Origin of the sequence: Pseudomonas sp. XK-1, from assembly GCF_038069885.1 — a bacterium.
In the GTDB taxonomy this organism is placed as follows: domain Bacteria; phylum Pseudomonadota; class Gammaproteobacteria; order Pseudomonadales; family Pseudomonadaceae; genus Aquipseudomonas.
Genome location: NZ_JBBPES010000001.1, coordinates 880764 through 901404 on the forward strand (window position 1 = coordinate 880764; position 20641 = coordinate 901404).

Sequence of the window (20641 nt, forward strand, 5' to 3'; positions counted from 1 at the left end):
GTGGTCGCCGCCGCTGTGACCATACGAAACCGTTTAACGACTTTCGAATCTGCGTGTGCCGACCTGCGCTAATCCGATTTGTGACTAGAATCCTTTGCATGTATCTGTAAGACCCGTGGTTTGCAGGTGCGACCGGCCGCCGGGCGGGAATGACACTGGAGGTCATATGGACGTCAGGCATAGCGCCAGCTCACGCAAGCCCTGGTTGCCGTTCGGGGTCACCCTGGCGTTGTTGATTGGCCTGGGAGCGTTGATTCTCTGGCAGTGGCAGGCACTCGAACAGCGCAAACTGCTTGAGCGGCAGCAGCGCTTCGAGCTGGAGGCCGAGGATATAGGCCAGCGGGTGAAAAGCCGCATGCTGGCCTACGAGATGGTCCTGCGCGGCGTGTCGGGGCTGATGACGGGCAGCGACAACGTTTCCCCCGGGGAGTGGGAGCGGGCGCTGGAGCAATTGCAGCTGCAGGAGCGCTACCCCGGCATCCAGGCGCTGGCCTGGTCGCGTTATGTGCGTCAGGAGCAGCTCGATGGGCTGCTGGCCGAGGTGCATGGGCAGGGCCGTGAGGATTATCGGGCCTTTCCCCCGGGGCCGCGGGAACACTACCTGCTGATCGATTACATCAGCCCGCTGGATTGGCGCAATCGCCGCGTCCTGGGTTTTGACATGCTCAGCGAACCGGTGCGCCTGGCCGCGATCGAGCAGGCGATTGTCAGGGGTGAAGCCACCCTCAGCGCCCCGGTCACCCTGCGCCAGGAAACCCAGGACAATGTGCAGGGTGGGGTGCTGCTCTATCTGCCGGTCTACCGGGTGGGGATGCCCCTGGCCACGCTCGAGGAGCGTCGCGCCGCCCTGCTGGGCATGGTCCACGGGGCCTTTCGCAGCCAGGATCTGATGGAAGGCATCCTGGGGGCGCTGAGCCGCCGTTTCGATGTCTCGATCAAGGATCTGCAGGCCCCGGAAACTCTGCTGCTAAGCGACCCGGACCAGGTGCCCGGCTGGCAGCCGACTTTTCGCCAGACCCTGGAGCTGCCGCTGTATGGCCGCAACTGGGTGCTGGAGGTGAGCAGCACGGCGGTTTATGAAGCGGCATTACTCAACCCCGGCAGCCACTTCAGCCTCTGGGCCGGCCTGGTGGCCACGGTGCTCCTGGCCTTGCTGGTCGGCGGCTACCTGCACCTGCGCGAGCGCGAGCTGCATGCCAGTCAGCAGGCCACTGCGCAGCTGGGGGAGCGCGAGGAACGTTTTCGTCTGCTGGTCGAGCGGCTGCCGGTGGCAACCCTGCTGTGCAGCGCCGATGGGCGTATCGAGATGGCCAACCACAGTGCTGCCGAACTGCTCGGCTGCACTGCGCAGCAGTTGCTGGGGGAGCGGGTAAGGCGCTTTCTGCCGGCGATCGAGCAGCTCAGCCGGCTGGTCAACGACCAGGGCACGGCCGAGTTGAGCGACGAATACCAGGCCCATCGCGACAGCGGCGGCGAGGTGCCGGTGACCTTGAGTCTGAGCATGCTGGGGGACTCGGCGGGGGTCAATTACCTGCTCAACCTGGTCGATCTGCGCGCCCGCAAGGGGGCTGAAGAGCGGTTTCGCCTGGTGGTCGAGGCTTCGCCCAATGCCATTGTGCTGGTCGACAGCAGCGGCAGGATCGCCATGGTCAACCGGCAGACCGAACAGATGTTCGGCTACGAGCGTCAGGAGCTGGTCGGTCAACCGGTGGAGAAACTCCTGCCCGAGGCGCAGCGCGGCGGTCATGTCGGCCTGCGCAGCGGCTACCAGGAGCGCCCCGAGCCGCGACGCATGGGCAATAACCGCGAGCTGTTCGGCCAGCACCGTGATGGTCGCCTGATCCCTCTTGAGGTGGGCCTGTCGCCGATGCGCAGCGGCCAGGAAAGCTGGGTGCAGGCGGTGATCATCGACATCAGCGAACGCAAGGCCGCCGAGCAGCGTTTCCGCCTGGTGGTCGAGGCCTCGCCCAACGCCATCGTGCTGGTCGACAGCGATGGCAAGATCGCCATGGTCAACCAGCAGACCGAGCAGATGTTCGGTTACGAGCGCGAGGCACTGGTCGGCCAGGCGGTGGAAAAACTCCTGCCCGAGGCCAAGCGCGGCAGCCATGTAGGCCTGCGCAGCGGCTACCAGGAAAACCCCGAACCCCGGCGCATGGGCAACAACCGCGAGCTGTTCGGCCAGCACCGTGACGGCCGCCTGATTCCGCTGGAGGTGGGGCTCTCGCCGATTCACGGCGGCGAGCAAGCCTGGGTGCAGGCGGTGATCATCGATATCAGCGAGCGCAAGGCGGCCGAGCAGCGCCTGCGCGATCAGGCCGAACAGCTGATCCTGGCCAACCGCTACAAATCCGAATTCCTCGCCAACATGTCCCATGAGCTGCGCACGCCGCTCAACAGCATCCTGATACTCAGCGATCAACTGCGTCTGAACAGTGCCGGCAACCTGACCGAGAAGCAGACCCGTCACGCCGATATCGTCCATCGCGCCGGCAGCGACCTGCTGCAGTTGATCAATGATGTGCTCGACCTGGCCAAGGTCGAATCCGGGCGCATGCAGCTCAAGCTCGAAGCGCTGAACATGCAGGATATTCTGGTTGAGCTGGATGCCAGCATGCGCCCGATGGCCGAACTCAAGGGCCTGCATCTGCACACCCGGCAGGAGCCCGGGGTACCGCGGCTAATCCGCAGTGACCGGGTGCGCCTGCAGCAGATCCTGCGCAACCTGCTGTCCAATGCCCTGAAATTCACCGAGCGGGGCGAAGTCAGCCTGGTGGTCGCCTGCACCCCCGGCGAGGCCGGCGATGGCGTCGAATGGCTGAGTTTCAGCGTGCGCGACAGCGGTATCGGCATCGCCGCCGAGCAGCACGAGCAGATATTCCAGGCCTTCCAGCAGATCGACGGCTCCACCAGCCGGCGTTTTGGTGGCACCGGGCTGGGGCTGGCCATCACCCGCCAGCTGGTCCTGGCCATGGATGGCGAGATCAGCCTGCAAAGCGCGCCGGGGCAGGGTTCCTGCTTTACCGTGCGGCTGCCGGTGCAGATGCTGCCCGTGAGCGAGGCGCTGCCCGCAGCCGCAGGGCCCCAGCGCGGCGGGCAGGGGCCGGCGGTGCTGATCGTCGAGGACGATGACAATTTTGCTGCGGTACTCGCCGAACAGGCCCAGGCCCATGGCTTTACCAGCGTGCACTGCCGCACCGGGATGCAGGCGCTCAACCTGCTGCACCGCGAGCAGTTCAGCGCGGTGATCCTCGACATCCTGCTGCCGGATGTCAGCGGCTGGCAGCTGTTCCGCCGCTTGCGCGGGCAGGCCAGGCATCGCCACACCCCGGTGCACATCATCTCCTGTGTGCCGCAGCCGGCCGACTGGAACGACGATGGCACGCGCTACCTGGTCAAGCCGATCCAGCGTGAAGATCTGGAGCAGGTCTTCGTCGACCTGCAGCACCTCGATCAGAGCCCGGCGCAGCGCCTGCTGCTGGTGGAGGATGTGCAGGTCGAGCGGGAGCATTACCGCGAGCACTTGCAGCGCCTGGGTTTCGCCGTGCACGCCTGCGCCAGGGCTGACGAAGCGTTGCAGGCCTATAGCGCTGGCGCGTTCAGCGCCCTGGTCGTCGACCTCGATATGCCCGACCAGGATGGTTTCGAGCTGCTGCAGAGTCTCGACCGCCAGCGCCCGCTGAACGGCACGCGGGTGGTGATCAATACCGGGGTGGATGTCACCCATCAGGCCCTGCAGCGCTTACGCCGCTACAGTGCGGTGGTGGTGCACAAGCACGGCGAGGACATGCAGGCCCTGAGTCAGGCGGTGCAAGGCTTTCTCGGCGGTGTGCGCGCGCCGCAAAGTCCCGCGCCGCAGTTGAGCGAGCAGGCGTTGCAGGGGCGGCGCGTCCTGCTGGTGGATGACGATGTGCGCAATGTCTACGCGTTAACGGCCCTGCTGGACGAGGTGGGGTTGCGGGTTATCGCCGCACGGGATGGTCTGGAGGCCATCGCCAGCTACCAGCGCGAACCCTGCGACCTGATTCTGATGGACATGGCCATGCCCAATATGGACGGCTATACCGCGACCCGTCTGCTCAAGAGCGAGCATGGCTGTGGCATCCCGATCATCGCCCTGACCGCCCATGCGATGAAGGGCGATCGAGAAAAATGCATCGCCGCCGGGTCTGACGACTACCTGGCCAAGCCTGTCAGCCGCGATGCGCTGCTGGGCATGCTGGGGCGCTGGCTGGCGAGCCGCGACGGTTTGCCGGTGTCATCTGCGCCAGATGATCTAACCTGAAGTACAGCGGTAGTCCGTAAGGCGGCCGCCAGGGACGAGGGTGAAAGGAATGGTACAGCTGCTGGAGCGGATGGAGCAGGCGACACAGATTCTGCTGGTGGTGGACGATCGCCCGGAGAATCTCGAGGCAATGCAGGCCCTACTTGAGCATGGCGACTGGCAGCTGCGTTGCGTCGATGGCGGCGAAGCGGCCCTGCAATGCCTGCTGGAGGAAGATGTCGGGCTGGTGCTGCTGGATGTGCAGATGCCGCATATGGACGGCTTCGAGGTGGCCCGGTTGATGCGCGGCAACCCGCGCACCCGGCATACCCCGATCATTTTCGTCTCCGCCATCGCCCAGACCCAGGATGCGGTGCTGCGCGGTTACGCCACCGGCGCGGTGGACTTTATCCTCAAGCCCTTTGACCCTGGCGTCTTGCGCCACAAGATCCACGCCTTGCTCGAACACGAGCGCAGCCGCAGCGAACTGTTGCACCTCAGCCAGCAACTGGACTCGGCGCGGGCCTTCAACGCCTCGGTGCTGGACAATGCCGCCGAGGGCATCATGGTGGTCGGCGAGGATGGTCGCATCAGCTTTGCCAACCCGGCCATGGCGCAGATGCTCCAGGGCGCGGTCAGCGACCTGGTGGGCAGCGACATGCTGTCCTACCTGGTCAGCCCCGAGGTGACCTGCGAGTGGCGCATGTCGGAATTTTATCGGCACTGGCGTCGCCACGAGGCCTACCGCTTGCATGAGGCCAGCCTGCGCACCCTGAACGGCAGCCTGGTGCCCGTGGCGCTGTCCTGTTCGCCCTTGCCGCGCCTGCAGCACGCCATGGTGGTTATGGCCCTGGATATGTCGGTGGTGCGCCACCTGCATCAGCAGCTGGAGTCGCAGGCCATCACCGATGCCCTGACCGGCTTGCTCAACCGCCGCGGCTTCTACCAGGCTCTGGAGGCCGCGCTGTCGCGGATTCAGCGCAGCGGCCAGCGCATGGCGGTGCTCTATCTCGATCTGGATGGCTTCAAGCGGATCAACGATTCCCTGGGGCATGCCGCCGGCGATGAACTGCTCAAGCGCGTCGGCGAGCAACTCAAGGCCAGCCTGCGCCCCTACGACCGGCTGGCGCGCATGGGCGGCGATGAGTTCACCGCCCTGCTCGACAGCCTGGAGCACCCCGAGGATGCGGCGCGGATTGCCGAGAAACTGATCGAACAGGTGTCGATTCGCTACACCCTGGACGGCGTGGACGTGACCCTGGGGGCCAGTGTCGGCATTGCCTGCTTCCCTGAATGCGGGCAGACCGTGGAGGGTTTGCTGCGCGCCGCGGACATGGCCATGTACGAGGCCAAGCGCACCGGTCGCCAGCAATACCGCTTTTTCTCACCCGAGATGAACGGCCGCGCGCGCTCGCGCCTGATGCTCGAGGAAAGCCTGCGCAGTGCCATCGAGAACAACGACTTCGTGCTGGTCTACCAGCCGCAGATCTACCTCGCCAGCGGTCGCCTGCGCGGGTTCGAGGCGCTGTTGCGCTGGCAGCACCGGGCCGCCGGGACGATCGCCCCCGGGGTGTTTATCCCCTTGCTGGAGGAAACCCGACTGATCAACCGGCTGGGCGACTGGATCTTCCGCGCCGGGGCCGAGCAGTGCCAGCGGCTGAACGCCCAGTTCGGCGCAGGTTCGGTGCTGAGCCTGAACGTCAGCCCCGTGCAGTTCGGCAGAGCGCAGCTGGTCGAGGAATTGCGCCTGGTGCTCGAGGAGTTCGGCCTGCAACCCGCGCAGCTGGAGGTCGAGGTCACCGAGAGCGCGCTGATGCAGGACCTTAATACCAGCCAGGAGCAGTTGCGTCAGCTGCGCGCGCTGGGGGTGAAAATCGCCATCGACGACTTCGGCACCGGTTACTCGTCGCTGGCCTACCTGCGCCATTTCGAGCTGGATACCCTGAAGATCGACCGGCTGTTTATCGCCAATATGCTCGACTCGCCGCGCGATGCTGCGGTGGTCAGCACCATTATCGACCTGGGCCGCCACCTCGGCCTGGAAGTGATCGCCGAAGGGGTGGAAACCGAGGCCCAGCGTGATTGGCTGGTGCAGCACAACTGCGCCATCATGCAGGGCTTTCTGGTCGCCCCAGGCCTGAGTGCCGAGCAGGCCCGGAATTTCCCCGCGCAACTGGACTGGCACAACCTGCCGTCGTACCCGAGCGAACCCGAGGAGTAGGCTGGCAGGCGGCTCGGTTACGTGGCGAGGTTGTGCCTGCAGCCCGGATGCAATCCGGGGCGCTGGCATGCCGGATTGCGCCCAGGCTTATCCGGGCTAAAACCACTGCAGTAGCCTCTATTTCGGGCCAAAACGCTGCCTGAGTGCTTCCAGTTCCGCGTCCTTGTCCAGCCACAGCTGGTTGACCCACTGCTGGAAGTGCAGGCGATAGGCCTCGTCCTGATCGTAGTTGCCGCCGATAAACTCCGCGGGAATCGGCAGTTGCTGCAGGCGCACCACCACCTTGTCGATGCGCCCACAGAGCAGATCCCAGAAGCCCGGGTTGCCTTGCGGGTAGTGGATGGTGACGTTGACGATGCTGTGCAGCTGCTCGCCCATGGCATCAAGGACGAAGGCGATGCCGCCGGCCTTGGGCTTGAGCAGGTGCTTGAACGGTGACTGTTGCTCGGCGTGCTTGGCGGGCGACAGGCGGGTGCCTTCGAGGAAGTTGAACACCGAGACCGGGTTGGTTTTGTAGCGTGCGCAGGCCTTGCGCGTGGTGGCCAGGTCCTGGCCGCGCTTTTCCGGGTGCTTGGCCAGGTATTCCTTGCTGAAGCGCTTCATAAAGGGGAATTCCAGGGCCCACCAGCACAGGCCGATTACTGGCACCCAGATCAGCTCCTGCTTGAGGAAGAATTTGAGCAACGGCATGCGCCGGTTGAGCTGGTACTGCAGCACCAGAATGTCCACCCAGCTCTGGTGGTTGCTGGTCACCAGGTAGGAGTGCTGCTTGTCGAAGCTCTCAAGTCCGGCCACGTCCCACTCGATCCGGCCCACCAGGTTCATCCAGAACTTGTTGCTGGAGATCCAGAACTCGGCAATCGCGTGCATCAGGAAGCGGCACAGGCGCTGCACTGCCGGGATGGGTAGCAGCAGTTTGAGCAGGGCCATGATAAACAGCGGCCAGCAGCAGATCAGGGTGTTGATGGCCAGCAGCAGGCTTGCGAGCAGGCCGCGCAGGGGGGCAGGGAGAGCGTGCAACATGGGGGCAGGTGCCTCCGAAAATGGGCGCGGGCTGCGTATCAGGGGTTTGCGCAGCCCGGGTATGCCCGGCTTATCTATGCCCGTGGTTTTCCACCACGGATCGGTCGGCGCACAGGTTAACGTCTGTGCACCGAACTGCAAGCCTTTCGAAAGACTGACGATCGCCGCCGATCGCTGCCTGTTCCCGTCATTCGCCGCCCCTGGCGGGGAACATCCCCGCGCCAGAGCGTTACTGCGGCAGGTTGGCGGCCTGGATCGCAGTCAGGGCGATGGTGTAGACGATATCGTCGACCAGGGCACCACGGGACAGGTCGTTGACCGGTTTGCGCAGCCCTTGCAGCATGGGCCCGACGCTGACGCAGTCGGCGCTGCGTTGTACCGCCTTGTAGGTGGTGTTGCCGGTGTTCAGATCGGGGAAGACAAATACCGTGGCGCGTCCGGCCACCGGACTGCCCGGGGCCTTTTGCCGGCCGACGCTTTCGATGGCGGCGGCGTCGTACTGTAGCGGGCCGTCGAGCAGCAGTTCGGGGGCCTGTTGCCTGGCTAGGCGGGTAGCCTCGCGAACTTTCTCCACTTCTTCGCCGGTGCCCGAGTCTCCGGTGGAGTAGCTGAGCATCGCCACCCGCGGCGGGATGCCGAAGGCGCTCGCCGAGGCGGCGCTCTGCAGGGCGATTTCCGCCAGCTCCACAGCGGTTGGGTCGGGGTTGACCGCGCAATCGCCGTACACCACCACCTGGTCCGGCAGCAGCATAAAGAACACCGAGGACACCAGCTTGTAGCCCGGAGCGGTCTTGATCAGCTGCAGGGCAGGGCGGATGGTGTTGGCGGTGGTGTGGATGGCACCCGAAACCAGGCCGTCGACCTCGTCCAGGGCCAGCATCATGGTGCCCAGGACCACGGTGTCTTCCAGCTGGGCGGCGGCCATCGGTGCATTCAGCCCCTTGCCCTTGCGCAGCTCGACCATGGGCCCGACATAGCGCTCGCGGATCAGGTCCGGGTCGAGAATCTCCAGCCCTTCCGGCAGCTCGATACCTTGCGCCCGTGCCACTGCGTACACCTCATCCGGCTTGGCCAGCAGCACGCAACGGGCGATGCCGCGGGCCTGGCAGATGGCCGCGGCCTGGACGGTGCGTGGCTCGCTGCCTTCCGGCAGGACAATGCGCCGGTTCGCCGCCTTGGCCCGTTGCACCAGCTGGTAGCGAAACGCCGGCGGCGACATGCGCAACTCGCGCGGGGTGCCGCAGCGGGTGAACAGCCATTCGTGATCGATATGGCTGGCGACGAAGTCGGCGACTTTTTCCGCACGCTCCTTGTCGTCCACCGGAATTTCCTTGTTCAGGAGGTTGAGGCTGGTGGCGGTGTCGTAGGAGCCGGTGCTCACGGTCATCACCGGCAAACCGCTCTGCAGTGCGCCGCGGCACAGCTCCATGATCCGCGGATCGGGGGCGAAGTCGCTGCACAGCAGCAGGCCGGCCAGGGGCATGCCGTTCATGGCCGCCAGGCTGGCGGCGAGAATGATGTCGTCGCGATCGCCTGGCGTCACCACCAGGGTGCCGGGCTTGAGCAATTGCACGGTGTTGGCCACGGCGCGGGCGCAGAGCACGATCTTGAGCATACGGCGCTGTTCGTAGTCGCCGGCATTGAGTATCCGCGCGCCGAGCAGATCGGCGATGTCGCGGGTGCGCGGGGCGTTCAGTTCGTCCTGCCAGGGAATGCAGCCGAGCAGGCGGAAGTCATCGCTCTTGAGCAGCGGCGAAAGTTCCTTCAGGCGGTTGGCGTAGGCCTCCAGGCCGTCCTCGCTGCGCACCTTGTTGAGGATCAGGCCGAGCACCTTGGGGTCCTTTGGCCCACCGAACAGCTGAGCCTGGATCTCTACCCGGTCGCTCAGCTCACCGAGACTTTCCTGTTCCGGGGCCGAGACCAGGATCACCTCGGCATCCAGGCTCTTGGCCAGATGGAAGTTGACCCGCGCCGCGTAGCTGGCCTGGCGCGTGGGCACCATGCCCTCGACTATCACCACGTCCTTGCCGGCGGCGGCCTGGTGGTAAAGGCTGATGATTTCTTCGAGCAGCTCATCCAGCTGGCCATCGCCGAGCATGCGCTCGACATGGGCCAGAGCCAGGGGCTTGGGCGAGTGCAGGCCGTGGGTGCGGGTGATCAGCTCGCTGGAGCGCTCCGGGCCGAGGTCGCCCTGATGGGGCTGGGCAATGGGCTTGAAGAAGCCGACCTTGAGGCCGGAGCGCTCCAGGGCACCGACCAGGCCCAGGCTGATCGAGGTAAGGCCGACACCGAAACCGGTGGGGGCGACAAAGAAGGTGTGCATGCTGTCTCCATATGTAGGTTGGCGCTGAGCGCAGCGAATCCCAACGGGATGCTAATCGCTCAGGCTTCAAGCAGTTCCAGGGTATCGAGGGCAATCTGGTGTTCTTCGTTGGTCGGCACCACCAGCACCCGTGGATGGCCCGGGGCGTGGATCGCCCCGGACGCGCCGCGCACGGGGCTGACGTTGGCCTGCTCGTCGAGGGCCAGGCCCAGCAGTTGGAGGTGGGCGACGGTCTTGCTGCGGATCAGCGGCGAGTTTTCGCCGATGCCGCCGGTAAAGATCAGCCCGTCGAGCTGCGGCAGGGCACAGCTCATGGCCGCCAGGGACTTGGCCAGGCGGTAGCAGAACACCTCGATGGCCAGGGTCGCGCCGGCATGGCCCTGCTCGCGGGCCTGCTCCAGGCTGCGCATGTCGTTGGACAGGCCGGACAGGCCAAGCAGGCCGCTGTCCTTGTTCAGCAGGGTGTCGATCTGCTCCAGGCTCCAGCCCAGGGTGCGGGCCAGATGGCTGTGCAGGTTGGGGTCGACATCGCCGCTGCGGGTGCCCATGACCAGGCCCTCCAGCGGGGTCAGGCCCATGCTGGTGTCGCGGCTCTGACCATCGACTATGGCGCAGGTCGAGCAGCCGTTGCCCAGATGGGCCACCAGCCAGCTGCTGTTGCCGATGGGCAGGCCGGCCAGTTCGGCGGCGCGCTGGCTGACATAACGGTGGCTGGTGCCATGGAAACCGTAGCGGCGCACGCCGTGCTCGCGGTACAGGTACTCCGGCAGGGCGTAGCGATAGGCGTGTTCGGGCAGGGTCTGGTGGAAGGCGGTATCGAACACCGCCACCTGGGTCAGGTTGGGAAACAGTTTGATCGCCGCTTCGATGCCCAGCAGGTTGGCCGGATTATGCAGCGGGGCCAGCGGCGCGGTGGCGCGAATGGCGCTCAGGCTCAGGGCATCCAGGCGGCAGGCAGCGGTGAAATGTTCGCCGCCATGCACCACCCGGTGGCCGATACCGTGCAACTGGCCGCCAGCGGCGCTCTGCACCAGTGGCAGGACCTGGGCCAGGGCGACGCGGTGATCGGCATTGGGCAGGATCAGGCTATCTTTCTCCCCGCCACGCTGCCAATGCAGCTGCGCATCCGGGCTGCCGAGGCGCTCGGCGAGGCCGCTGAGGACGAAGTCACTGTGGGCTTCGTTGATCAGGGCAAACTTGATTGATGAACTGCCGCAGTTGATCACCAGAATATTGCGGGCCGGCATTTACGGTTCCTTGTTCGAGGGGCTGTGCGTTTGCTCGGTGCCGGTTTCGGCACCCTGATGGTCGGCGGCGCACCAGCCGCAGTTAAAGCGTTCGCCGCGCCGCGCCAGGCGCTGTTCGGCGTTCAGAACCCAGGCGCGATTCTGCCAGGGCGGCTGGTGGCGCAGGTGCTGAGTATGGCCACAGGACAAGACTGCCAGCCAATCGCCGTGCTCGTCCTGACGGAAATCAAGCAGGCGCACTGGGCCGTCCGTCTGCGTGCGGTTCGCTTTCGCGCTTGCCCTTGGGTAAACTTGGCCGCTCTTTATTTCCAAGCAAAAGGTCCTGCCCCATGCTGATCGCCGCCAATAAGGCCGTCTCCATCGACTATACCCTGACTAACGATGCCGGTGAGGTGATCGATAGTTCCGCAGGCGGCGCGCCGCTGGTTTATCTGCACGGTGCCGGCAACATCATCGGCGGCCTGGAAAAAGCCCTGCTGGGCAAGCAGGTTGGCGACGAGCTGGACGTTTCCGTCGAGCCGGAAGACGCCTATGGCGAGTACAGCGCCGAGCTGGTGGCCACCCTCAACCGTTCGATGTTCGAAGGCGTCGACGAGCTGGAAATCGGCATGCAGTTCCACGCCTCCGGTCCGGACGGCGGCATGCAGATCGTCACCATCCGCGAGCTGGAAGGCGACGACGTGATTGTCGACGGCAACCACCCCCTGGCTGGCCAGCGCCTGAACTTCAAGGTCAAGGTCATCAGCGTGCGCGATGCCAGCGAAGAAGAAGTTGCCCATGGGCATATCCATGGCGAAGGTGGTCATCACCACTAAGCAGCAATCCTGGCCTGCTGCGCGTCGGCCAGGCAGCGTTAAAGTTGGGCTCGGCCTGCTCATTTACAGCAGTAAACTCCGCGTCCTCGCCAACTTTGCCTTGCCTGACTCTAGCTCGCGAGGCCATAAATTAGAGTTGCCTGTTCGATGAAACGACTTGCGGTCGTTTCATCCCAACGAGCGACTGCTAAGCTGCAACAGAAGAAAGGCGCCTTCAGATAGGCGCCTTTTTTGTCCGCTACGCGCGATTTCAGTGTTATCGAGGAGTTAGCCATGAGTGCCTTTCACGACCTCAATCTGCGTACGCTGGATGGTCAGGAGCTGCCGCTGGCCCCCTTCAAGGGGCAGGTGGTGCTGGTAGTCAATGTCGCCTCCAAGTGCGGTCTGACGCCGCAATATGCCGGCCTGGAAAAGCTCTATCAGCAGTACAAGGCCCAGGGTTTCAGTGTGCTGGGCCTGCCGTGCAACCAGTTTGCCGGGCAGGAGCCGGACAGCGAGGAAGCGATTCGCGAGTTCTGCAGCCTCAACTATGGCGTGAGCTTCCCGCTGGGCAGCAAGCTGGAGGTCAACGGCCCCGAGCGTCATCCGCTGTACCGCCTGCTGGCGGGCGAGGGGGCCGAGTTTCCTGGCGATATCACCTGGAATTTCGAGAAATTCCTGGTCGGCCACGACGGCCGCGTGCTGGCGCGTTTCTCCCCGCGCACCACGCCTGACGATCCGGCGCTGATTCTGGCGATCGAAAAAGCCCTGGGCTGACAGGCCATTTGCGCCAAGGCTGCGCACTAGCGGTACTTGCCGCTTGTTCGCCGCCAGGTCTGCCGGCTTAATCGGGTGACCTGCCGAGGATGCCCCGATGAGCCTGTTTCCCGCTGACCCTGCAATTGCGCCCACCACTCCTGCCGCCCTGCGTGCGCTGATCGAGAGCCGTCGTGCGGTGCGCCGTTTTAGCGTCGAGGCGGTACCCGATCAGGTGGTGCGTGATTGTCTGGAACTGGCGGTGCTTGCGCCCAACTCCTGCAATCTGCAGCCCTGGAGTTTTCAGGTGATCCGCGAGCCGGCCCTGCTGGCGAAACTGCACCCCGTGTGCATGAGCCAGAACGCCGCCAAGGCTCCGCTGCTGATTGCCGTGCTGGCCCGCCCCGATACCTGGAAACAGGCCTGTCAGAACATCATCGACTATTGGCCTGAGCCCGAGGTGCCGGCGCGTATCCGCCATTTCTACCGCAAGACCGCACCCTTTCAGTACAACCAGGGCCCCTTCGGTTTGCTCGGCCTGTGCAAGCGCCTGTTGCTGCGGGTGGCCGCGTTACGCAAGCCGTTGATGCGCACGCCCAACAGCCGTGCGCAGATGCGTATCTGGGCGGTCAAATCCACGGCATTGGCGGCGCAGAACCTGATGCTGGCGTTCCAGAGCCATGGCTATGCCACCTGCCCCATGGAAGGCTTCGATGAAGTGCGCTTGCGCAAGACCCTGAAGATTCCGCGTCAGGCCCTGCCGATCATGCTGCTGGCGGTGGGCAAACAGGGTGACAAGGGCGTGTATAACCCGCGCCTGCGCTTTCCCCTGGAGCAGCAGGTGACCTGGCTATAGCGGGGCTGAAGAGGCGCTGCGTGCAGATGCAGCGCTTTAGCCTGCCGTCGTGCGCAGCAACAACTCGTGGCCAGCGTCGGTGCGCACGGCGCACCCTACCCGGAGGCGAGGCTGGTTCTTACAGTACCCCGGCTTTTTTCCAGGCCAGGTAGCTGCTCACCAGCTGCGGGCCCAGTTCACTGGGGCGGGCATCCAGTACGGGCACCTTGTGGGCGCTCAGGCGTTCATGCAGGCCGGCGCGGGCGTTGAGGTAATCCAGGGTGCCGCAGTAGTCCAGGGCCGCGGAAAAATCCTCCACCGGCCGCTGTCGCAGACTGTCGAGCACTTCTTCGCGCAGGCTGGCGACCAGTACCCGGTGCTGGCGGCTGAGGCGCTTGACCGCGCCGAGCAGCGCCTGATCGTCCTCATCGCGCAGGTTGGTTACCAGCACCACCAGGGCGCGGCGACGCTGACGGCTGAGCAGGTTGTCGACGGCGGCCGCGAAGTCCGCCGGCTGCTGGGTGCAGTGCAGGTCGTACAGGGCGTTGAGCAGCACATTGAGCTGGGCCTGACCCTTGACCGGGGCCAGGAAGCGGTTGTGCTCGCCGGCAAAGGTCGCCAGGCCCACCGCATCGCCTTGGCGCAGGGCCACGTAGCTGAGCAGCAGGCAGGCATTGAGGGCGTGGTCGAAGTGCGACAGCTCGCCGTCCTGGCTACGCATGCGTCGCCCGCAGTCGAGCAGGAAGATGATCTGCTGGTCGCGCTCGTCCTGGTATTCGCGGGCAATCGGCGTGCGCTTGCGCGCGGTGGCCTTCCAGTCGATCTGCCGCAGGGTGTCGCCGTCGCGAAATTCGCGCAGCTGGTGAAACTCCAGGCCCAGGCCGCGACGCGGTTGCTGGCGCACGCCGAGCTGGCTGATCCAGTCGTCCACCGCCATCAGTTGCGCGCCATACAGGCGGGCGAAATCCGGGTAGACGCGGGTTTCGCCGCTGACCGGCAGGTAACGCCGGGCACGCCACAGGCCCATGGGGCTCGGCAGGCTGACTTCACACTGGGGGAAGTGGAAATGCCCGCGTTGCAGCGGCCGCACCCGGTAGCTGGTGCGGGTCATTTCCCCCGGATGCAGATCGATCCTGAGCGGCAGGTGCTCGAAGGCCATCTCCCCGGGCAGGTGGTCGAACAGCTGCACCTGCAGGGCGTTGCCATAGTCGTGATGCAGGCACAGTTGTACTTCGCTCCAGCGGCCCAGGGGCAGGTTGCCGGGCAGCTGGCGTTCGAGGCGCGGCGAGGGCAACCGGCGCAGGCGCAGGGCGTCGACCAGGGCCAGGCCGAGCAACGCCAGCAGCAGGCCCCAGCTCAGCGTGGCGAAGCTGGCCGGCAGTGTCACGGCCAGGGCGCTGCACACCCCGAGGACGATGCCCAGGACGAGCAGGCCGGCCAGCAGGGCCAGCAGCAGCGGCGATGGCTTTATCCCGGCCGGATTCATAGGCGCGGTGCCGGTACCTGGTCGAGCAGTTGTTGCAGTACCTGATCCACCGCCAGGCCTTCGATATCCAGCTCCGGCGACAGCCGTACACGGTGGCGCAGCACGGCCAGGGCGCAGCCCTTGATATCGTCGGGGAGTAAGAAGTCGCCGCCGCGCAGCAGGGCGCGGGCACGGCCGCAACGCACCAGGGCGATCGAGGCGCGTGGCCCGGCCCCGATGCTCAGGCCCGGCCAGCTGCGGGTGGCGCGGGCGATGCGCACGGCGTAGTCGAGTACCTGCTCGTCGATCGGCAGGTCGCTGGCGATCTTCTGCAGGGCCTGCACGTCGCGGGCCTGCAGCAGGGTGCGCAGCGGGGTGACTTCGAGCATGTCGGCTTTGCTCGAACGGGCCACCTGGCGCACCATGTTCAGCTCTTCGCCCTGCTCGGGATAGTCCATGCGCAGCTTGAGCATAAAGCGGTCCAGCTCGGCTTCCGGCAGCGGGTAGGTACCTTCCTGCTCGATCGGGTTCTGCGTGGCCAGCACCATAAAGGGCAGCGGCACGCCGAGGGCGCGGCCTTCCAGGGTGACCTGACGCTCCTGCATGACTTCCAGCAGGGCGGCCTGGGTCTTGGCCGGGGCGCGGTTGATTTCGTCGGCCAGCAGCAGGTTGGTGAACACCGGGCCCTTGCGCAGCTTGAACTGCTCGCTCTGCATGTCGTACACGGCGTGGCCGGTGACATCGCTGGGCATCAGGTCCGGGGTGAACTGGATGCGCGCAAACTCGCCGCCGAAGCAGCGCGCCAGGGCGCGTACCAGCAGGGTCTTGCCGAGGCCGGGCACACCTTCGATCAGCACATGGCCGCCGGCGATCAGGGCGCTGAGCACATCGTCGATCACCGCCGTCTGGCCGATCAGGGCCTTCTGCAGTTCGGCGCGCAGCGCCTGGGCCAGCTGGCTGGCGCGCTGGCGCTGCAGGTTCGGATTGGCCGCGGCTGCCGGCGCAGCGGGGACCGCTGCTTCAGGCGCGGCTGGCTCGGCGGCTACGGCAGCGGGGTCGAGTTCGCTGACCGGCTGTTCGGGTGTGTATTCGCTCGTCATAGGGCATTCCTGAGGGTTTGCAGGTTGGCGACCTGGCGGGTGAAGTCGGCGGCGCTCAGCCGTTGCGTGGGCAACGGCCGCATGGCGTGGCTGATAAAGCTGGACGGCTTGCGGCTCAGACGGCTGAGGGCCTGCCATTGTTCGGCGACGCCGAGGCGTTCGAAGCCGGGATGACGATGCCGTGCACGGCGCAGGATGTCCTGTTGCAGGCCTTGCAGCAGGCTGCGCTGGCCGCCGTGACGGAGGAGGAAGTCGGCGCTGCCGCGCAGGTGTTCCTGCAGTTGTCGACGGTTGCGGCTGGCAGGCTGTTGCAGCGGCCCCTGGCGCATGCCCAGGTGCCACAGGGCGAACGCCAGGAGTAGTGCCAGGGCCGTCAGCGCCAGGGGGAAATGGCGCAGCAGCAGGCTGAACAGGTCGTCCCGTTCGGCGCGGTAGAGCAGGGTCACCTGGCTGTCCTGGCTCATGTACCAGAGCAGCCAGGCGTTGTCGTATTCGCCGATCGCCTGGTTCTGCCAGATCCAGCTGTCGCTGACCACGCTGATCAGGCCGTCGCCGTGGTAGAGCTGCAGCAGGTGGGTGGCGGCATCGCTGTTGGCCCAGGCATGTGCGCGGTTCTCGGCATCGTAGAGGTGGAAGTCGGTGTCGAAGCCGAAGTAGGCCGGAGCCTCTTCGTTTTCCAGATAGAGCTGGGTCAGCTCCGGGTAGGGGTTGTCGTCTTCGGCCGGCTTGTCTGCCTCTGCTGGGGCTTGTTCGACAGGATTGGCGTCATTGGCCTCTGTGTCGGCCTCGTCTTTGTCGAGTTCTTCGCTCTCGTATTGCTGGATACCCAGGCTGTCGAGCAGCAGGTCGCCGCTTTTGCCGTCTTCCTCGTCCCACAGCCGCTCGGCGACAAACAGCAGATGCCCGCCCTTGGCCGTCCAGGCCAGCAGGCGTTCGGCCTGTTTCGGCGTCATGCGGGTGCGATCGGCGAGCAGCAGTAGGGTCTGCCCGACGCTCGGCAGGTCGTGCAATACCTCCAGGCCATCGGCGCGTTGCACCTGCAGGCCCTGTAGACGCAGGAAGTGTTCGGCGGCCAGGTAGGGGGTGGCCTGGGCTTCTGGATCGGGGCCGTGGCTGATGGTTTCCTCGTAGGGTTCGAGGCGGCCCAGCAGGTAGCTGCCGAGCCAGCCAAGGGCCAGCAGCAGGGCGATGCCGAGCAGCAACTGGGTGCGCCGGGTCATGCCTGCACCCCTTGTTCGAACAGCTTGCGCCAGGCAGTGCACAGGCTCTGTTTGAGCGCCGCCGGGGGCAGGCGATGGCCGTAGGCGAGGTTCTGCCAGTGCTGGGTCAGCGCCTGGCTGAAGCGGCTTAGCTGCGCCTGCTCGAGACCCTGTACCAGACGCAGCACTTCTGCTTCGGTGTGCGAGCTTTTCAGCGGCAGCCGCTGCTCATGCAACATGCGGCTGAGCAGGGCGCGGTAGAGCAGGCCCAGGGCGGCGCGGGGCTGTTCGTCCCAGAGCCGTTCAACCTCGCCAGCGATATCCGCTGGCAGGCTCTGGGGGGTTACTTCCAGGCCGAACAACTGCTCGGGTGGCGCAGGTTGGTGGAGGCGGGGCAGGTTGAGGCGGCCGGCAAAGGTGCGCAGCCATTCGCGATAACGCCACAGCAGCCAGGCGATCAGGCTGAACAGGGCGGCCCACAGCAGCACTTCGAAGAACAGTGCCACGGCCTCGACGCTTTTCCACATTTCGCTGAGTTTGAAGAACCTTTCCAGCCACTCGCGCAGGGCTTCGGCATCCGCTTCGTCGGGCTCCTCGGCGGCGTCGCCCAAACGCCAGCGGGTCACGCTCTCGTGGTGTTCGAAGGGTGGCTGGTCGAGCAGTTGGGCGATGCTCTGCTGCGCCGCCTGGCTGTTCAGGGGTTGCTTGAGTAGGCGCGGTGCCTGCGGGCCCATGGGGTCTTCAACCGGCAGCGGGCAGCTGCTGGCGGCCGCCATGGCGCTATTGGGCAGTTGCAGCAGCAACAGGCCGGCAGCCAGCAGCAGGGCCGAGGCGATGCCGCTCAGGCGCTGGCGCAGGCGGCGGAACACCAGTTCGATGTCCCAGGCTTCCAGCGCGGTGCGACGGTTCAGGTAGAGGGTGAAACCGCAGGCGACGTAGACGGGCTCCCAGATGATCAGGATCAGCACATAGAGCAGGTTGGACAGGTGCTCCAGCCAGAGCCAGTCGCCGCTGCCGGCATCGATCAGGCTTTGCCAGCTCCAGTCGAGTTCGACCTGTGCCGGCAGGAGCATATAGAACAGGCCGATCAGGCCGAACCACAGCGCCATTTCCAGGTGGATGCCGACCAGGGTCAGCCAGCTGGCACCGCCGGCGTCGCGTTGGCCGAGGACGATCAGGCGCTGGTTGCGCTCCTTGCCGGCCAGACCTTCGAGCTGCATCACCGGCAGGTCGAAGCTGCGTGTCAGGCTCAGGCGTCGCCAGGTCAGGCTGGCCAGCAGTTGTGGCCTGAGCAACCCGGGCAGGGCTCGGAGCGCCTGCTTCAGGCTGGGAGTGGCCCCGAACAGGGCGTGGGAGAGGATATACAGCGGCAGGCGTTCAAAGGCCGGTTTCAGCCACCAGAACAGCAGCACTGCCCAGCTGGGGTACTGCCACAGCAGCGCGCACAACAGGGCGAAAATCGGCAGGGTGACCAGCGCCCAGCTGGCCATCAGCAGGCCGGCATGCTGCTTGGCCAGCAGGATTCCGAGGTCCATGGCTTCCCAGGCGCTGCGCGGGCGAATGGCCACGCTGGCATCAGTCAGGCGCATGGGCACCTCGGCCGGCCAGCAGCAGATAGCTCAGCACCAGCAACCAGAGGCCGGCCCCCACCCAGTATTTAATCACTGGGCTGGCCAGGCTCATGGACGACCAGTAGGCCTCGATAAAGGCGGCCAGCAGCAGGAACAGGATCACTCCGCCGATCAACCGCACACTGTGCCCGGCCGCCAGGCGCAGAGCCTCGCCGCGGGGCAGGCGGCCGGGTGCCAGCAGCGCCCAGCCCAGTTTCAGGCCGGCGGCACCGGCCAGGGCGATGGCGGTCAGTTCGAAGGCACCGTGGCCGATCACGAAGGACCAGAAGGTTTCGCCGTAGCCGATCTGCGTCAGGTGGCCGGCCACCGCGCCAATCATCAGGCCGTTGAACAGCAGGAAGAACAGGCTGCCCAGACCCAGCAGCAGACCGCTGGCAAAGGTCTGAAAGGCGATGCCGATATTGTTCATGATGTAGTAGCCGAACATCATCCAGTCGTCGCCGGAGTCGCGCTCGCCGAAGCGGCCGATACGCCGGGCGTCGGGGTCGTACATCTGCTCCATCTCGGCCACCTGCTCGGTGCCGATCAGGCTGTAGACCAGCTCGGGTACCAGGTAGACCAGCAGGCCCATGGCCAGCAGGCTGCCGAAGAACAGCAGGCTGGCGGCCACCACGAAACGCCATTCGGCGCGCACCAGGCGCGGGAAACCGGCCAGGATAAAGCCGAGCAGCTGCCCACCCAGCGGGCTGCGGTGGCGATAGAACTGCTGGTGGCCGCGCATGGCCAGTTGCTGCAGATGCTCGATCAGGTGGCTGCTGTAGCCGCGGCTCTGGGCCAGGGCCAGGTGCTGGCACAGGCGGCGGTAGTCGGCGGCGAAACTCTGGCACTGCTGGTTGTCGGCCTTGCCGCGTTCGAGGGCGTCGAGTTGCCCGCTGAAGGCCTGCCAGGCGCTTTGGTGCTGGCTTTCGAAAAGACTCTGCTTCATGTCGGCCCCAGCAGGCCGCGGGCGATGCCATTGATCCGTTGCTCGGCCTGTTCGGGCGGCACCTGCAGCGGTTCGGCCAGTATCCCCGCCAATTCCAGGCGGCGCGCGCTGGAGAGGGCTTCGGCGCGTTCGGCGAAGCCGAGCAGGGCGCGTTGTTCGCTCAGGTCCATGCTGAAGGGCGCACGCAGGGGCTCGGCCGCCGGCAGTTTGGGCACGCTCGGGGCGTTGTCGCGGTACACCACCAGGGTGCCGGCGGCGATATCGCCCAGGCGCTTGAAGGCCGGATGATTGAGGCAGCTGAGAATGCCCAGGGTATAGGCAAACGGCAGCATGTCGACGAAGCGCAGCAGGTTGCGGATCAGCGACGCCGACCAGCCGACGGGCGTGCCGTCGTCATGGATCACCCGCAGCCCCATCAGCTGCTTACCTGGCGAGCGGCCCTGGTTGAGCACCTCGAACAGCACCATGTACCACCAGGTCACCAGAAACAGCAGGATGGTACCCAGGCCCATGCCGAATTGGCCGAGCAGGGCCAGTACGGCAAACAGCACGGCCAGCAGCGCACCGCGAATCAGCAGGTCGATGGCGAAGGCCAGGGCACGCGCTACCAGGCCGGCTGGGCGTAGGATCAGGTCGATGCCTTCCGGGGTTTCCACTTGATAGCGGGTATCCAGCAACGGGCGTTGGGCGGCGGCTGGATAAGTGATTGAACTGAGCGGCATCGGCAGACTGCGTCGAGGAAAGCCCGATGCTAGCCAGCAGCGGACAGGGAAGCAACCGGGTCAGTCAGCCGACCCGGTGCGAGAGGGCTTTATTGTGGTGCGGGTAGCATTGTTCAAGAGTGAGGCTGTAAGGGGG

14 protein-coding genes and 1 pseudogene are annotated in these 20641 nt (G+C 65.6%); 5 read left to right on the forward strand and 10 right to left on the reverse strand.

Annotated elements, in window-relative coordinates; translation table 11 throughout:
• The first annotated feature begins 166 nt into the window (after positions 1–166).
• Positions 167–4285 (forward strand): PAS domain S-box protein, encoded by a 4119-nt coding sequence (locus WMW70_RS03930; RefSeq protein WP_341436183.1) that lies wholly within the window; start codon positions 167–169, stop codon positions 4283–4285.
• A gap of 49 nt (positions 4286–4334) precedes the next feature.
• The gene (locus tag WMW70_RS03935; protein ID WP_341436184.1) at positions 4335–6485 is read left to right on the forward strand and encodes a putative bifunctional diguanylate cyclase/phosphodiesterase; all 2151 of its coding nucleotides are present in this window, start codon (positions 4335–4337) and stop codon (positions 6483–6485) included.
• A 117-nt stretch (positions 6486–6602) separates the two neighbouring features.
• Here the strand turns inward: WMW70_RS03935 and WMW70_RS03940 are convergent, their stop codons facing one another.
• From WMW70_RS03940 to WMW70_RS03955, 4 genes and pseudogenes are all read right to left on the reverse strand, one after another.
• Complete coding sequence (locus WMW70_RS03940) at positions 6603–7508, reverse strand: acyltransferase (RefSeq protein ID WP_341436185.1); 906 nt, start codon at positions 7506–7508, stop codon at positions 6603–6605.
• Between the two features lie 229 nt (positions 7509–7737).
• Entirely contained in the window at positions 7738–9831 is a 2094-nt protein-coding gene (pta, locus tag WMW70_RS03945; RefSeq protein ID WP_341436186.1) for a phosphate acetyltransferase, read from the reverse strand.
• Positions 9832–9890: 59 nt separating this feature from the next.
• Positions 9891–11078, reverse strand: a complete 1188-nt coding sequence (locus WMW70_RS03950; protein ID WP_341436187.1) for an acetate kinase — start codon at positions 11076–11078, stop codon at positions 9891–9893.
• A pseudogene (locus WMW70_RS03955) lies at positions 11079–11439 on the reverse strand (DUF3565 domain-containing protein). It lies immediately after the preceding gene.
• Between WMW70_RS03955 and WMW70_RS03960 the strand changes: the two are divergent.
• The 3 genes from WMW70_RS03960 (at position 11408) to WMW70_RS03970 (ending at position 13484) form a co-directional block, all read left to right on the forward strand.
• Positions 11408–11893 (forward strand): FKBP-type peptidyl-prolyl cis-trans isomerase, encoded by a 486-nt coding sequence (locus WMW70_RS03960; protein ID WP_341436188.1) that lies wholly within the window; start codon positions 11408–11410, stop codon positions 11891–11893. The pseudogene WMW70_RS03955 and the gene WMW70_RS03960 overlap by 32 nt on opposite strands.
• Positions 11894–12166: 273 nt before the next feature.
• Positions 12167–12649, forward strand: coding sequence for a glutathione peroxidase (locus tag WMW70_RS03965; RefSeq protein WP_341436189.1), 483 nt, complete (start codon positions 12167–12169; stop codon positions 12647–12649).
• Between the two features lie 97 nt (positions 12650–12746).
• Positions 12747–13484 (forward strand): nitroreductase family protein, encoded by a 738-nt coding sequence (locus tag WMW70_RS03970; protein WP_341436190.1) that lies wholly within the window; start codon positions 12747–12749, stop codon positions 13482–13484.
• A gap of 118 nt (positions 13485–13602) precedes the next feature.
• Here the strand turns inward: WMW70_RS03970 and WMW70_RS03975 are convergent, their stop codons facing one another.
• Genes WMW70_RS03975 through WMW70_RS04000 form a run of 6 tightly spaced genes read right to left on the reverse strand, consistent with a single transcriptional unit; the run spans position 13603 to position 20505 of the window.
• The gene (locus WMW70_RS03975; protein WP_341436552.1) at positions 13603–14934 is read right to left on the reverse strand and encodes a DUF58 domain-containing protein; all 1332 of its coding nucleotides are present in this window, start codon (positions 14932–14934) and stop codon (positions 13603–13605) included.
• An 11-nt stretch (positions 14935–14945) separates the two neighbouring features.
• Positions 14946–16028, reverse strand: coding sequence for an AAA family ATPase (locus tag WMW70_RS03980; RefSeq protein WP_341436191.1), 1083 nt, complete (start codon positions 16026–16028; stop codon positions 14946–14948).
• Positions 16025–17248 carry a DUF4350 domain-containing protein gene (locus tag WMW70_RS03985; RefSeq protein WP_341436192.1) on the reverse strand — a complete coding sequence of 408 codons (1224 nt, stop codon included), beginning with the start codon at positions 17246–17248 and terminating at the stop codon, positions 16025–16027. Before WMW70_RS03985 ends, WMW70_RS03980 begins: the two co-directional genes overlap by 4 nt.
• The gene (locus tag WMW70_RS03990; RefSeq protein ID WP_341436193.1) at positions 17245–18816 is read right to left on the reverse strand and encodes a DUF4129 domain-containing protein; all 1572 of its coding nucleotides are present in this window, start codon (positions 18814–18816) and stop codon (positions 17245–17247) included. Before WMW70_RS03990 ends, WMW70_RS03985 begins: the two co-directional genes overlap by 4 nt.
• On the reverse strand, positions 18803–19783 hold the full coding sequence (locus WMW70_RS03995) for a stage II sporulation protein M (protein ID WP_341436194.1): 981 nt from the start codon (positions 19781–19783) through the stop codon (positions 18803–18805). Before WMW70_RS03995 ends, WMW70_RS03990 begins: the two co-directional genes overlap by 14 nt.
• Entirely contained in the window at positions 19780–20505 is a 726-nt protein-coding gene (locus WMW70_RS04000) for an RDD family protein (RefSeq protein WP_341436195.1), read from the reverse strand. Before WMW70_RS04000 ends, WMW70_RS03995 begins: the two co-directional genes overlap by 4 nt.
• Positions 20506–20641: the final 136 nt, after the last annotated feature.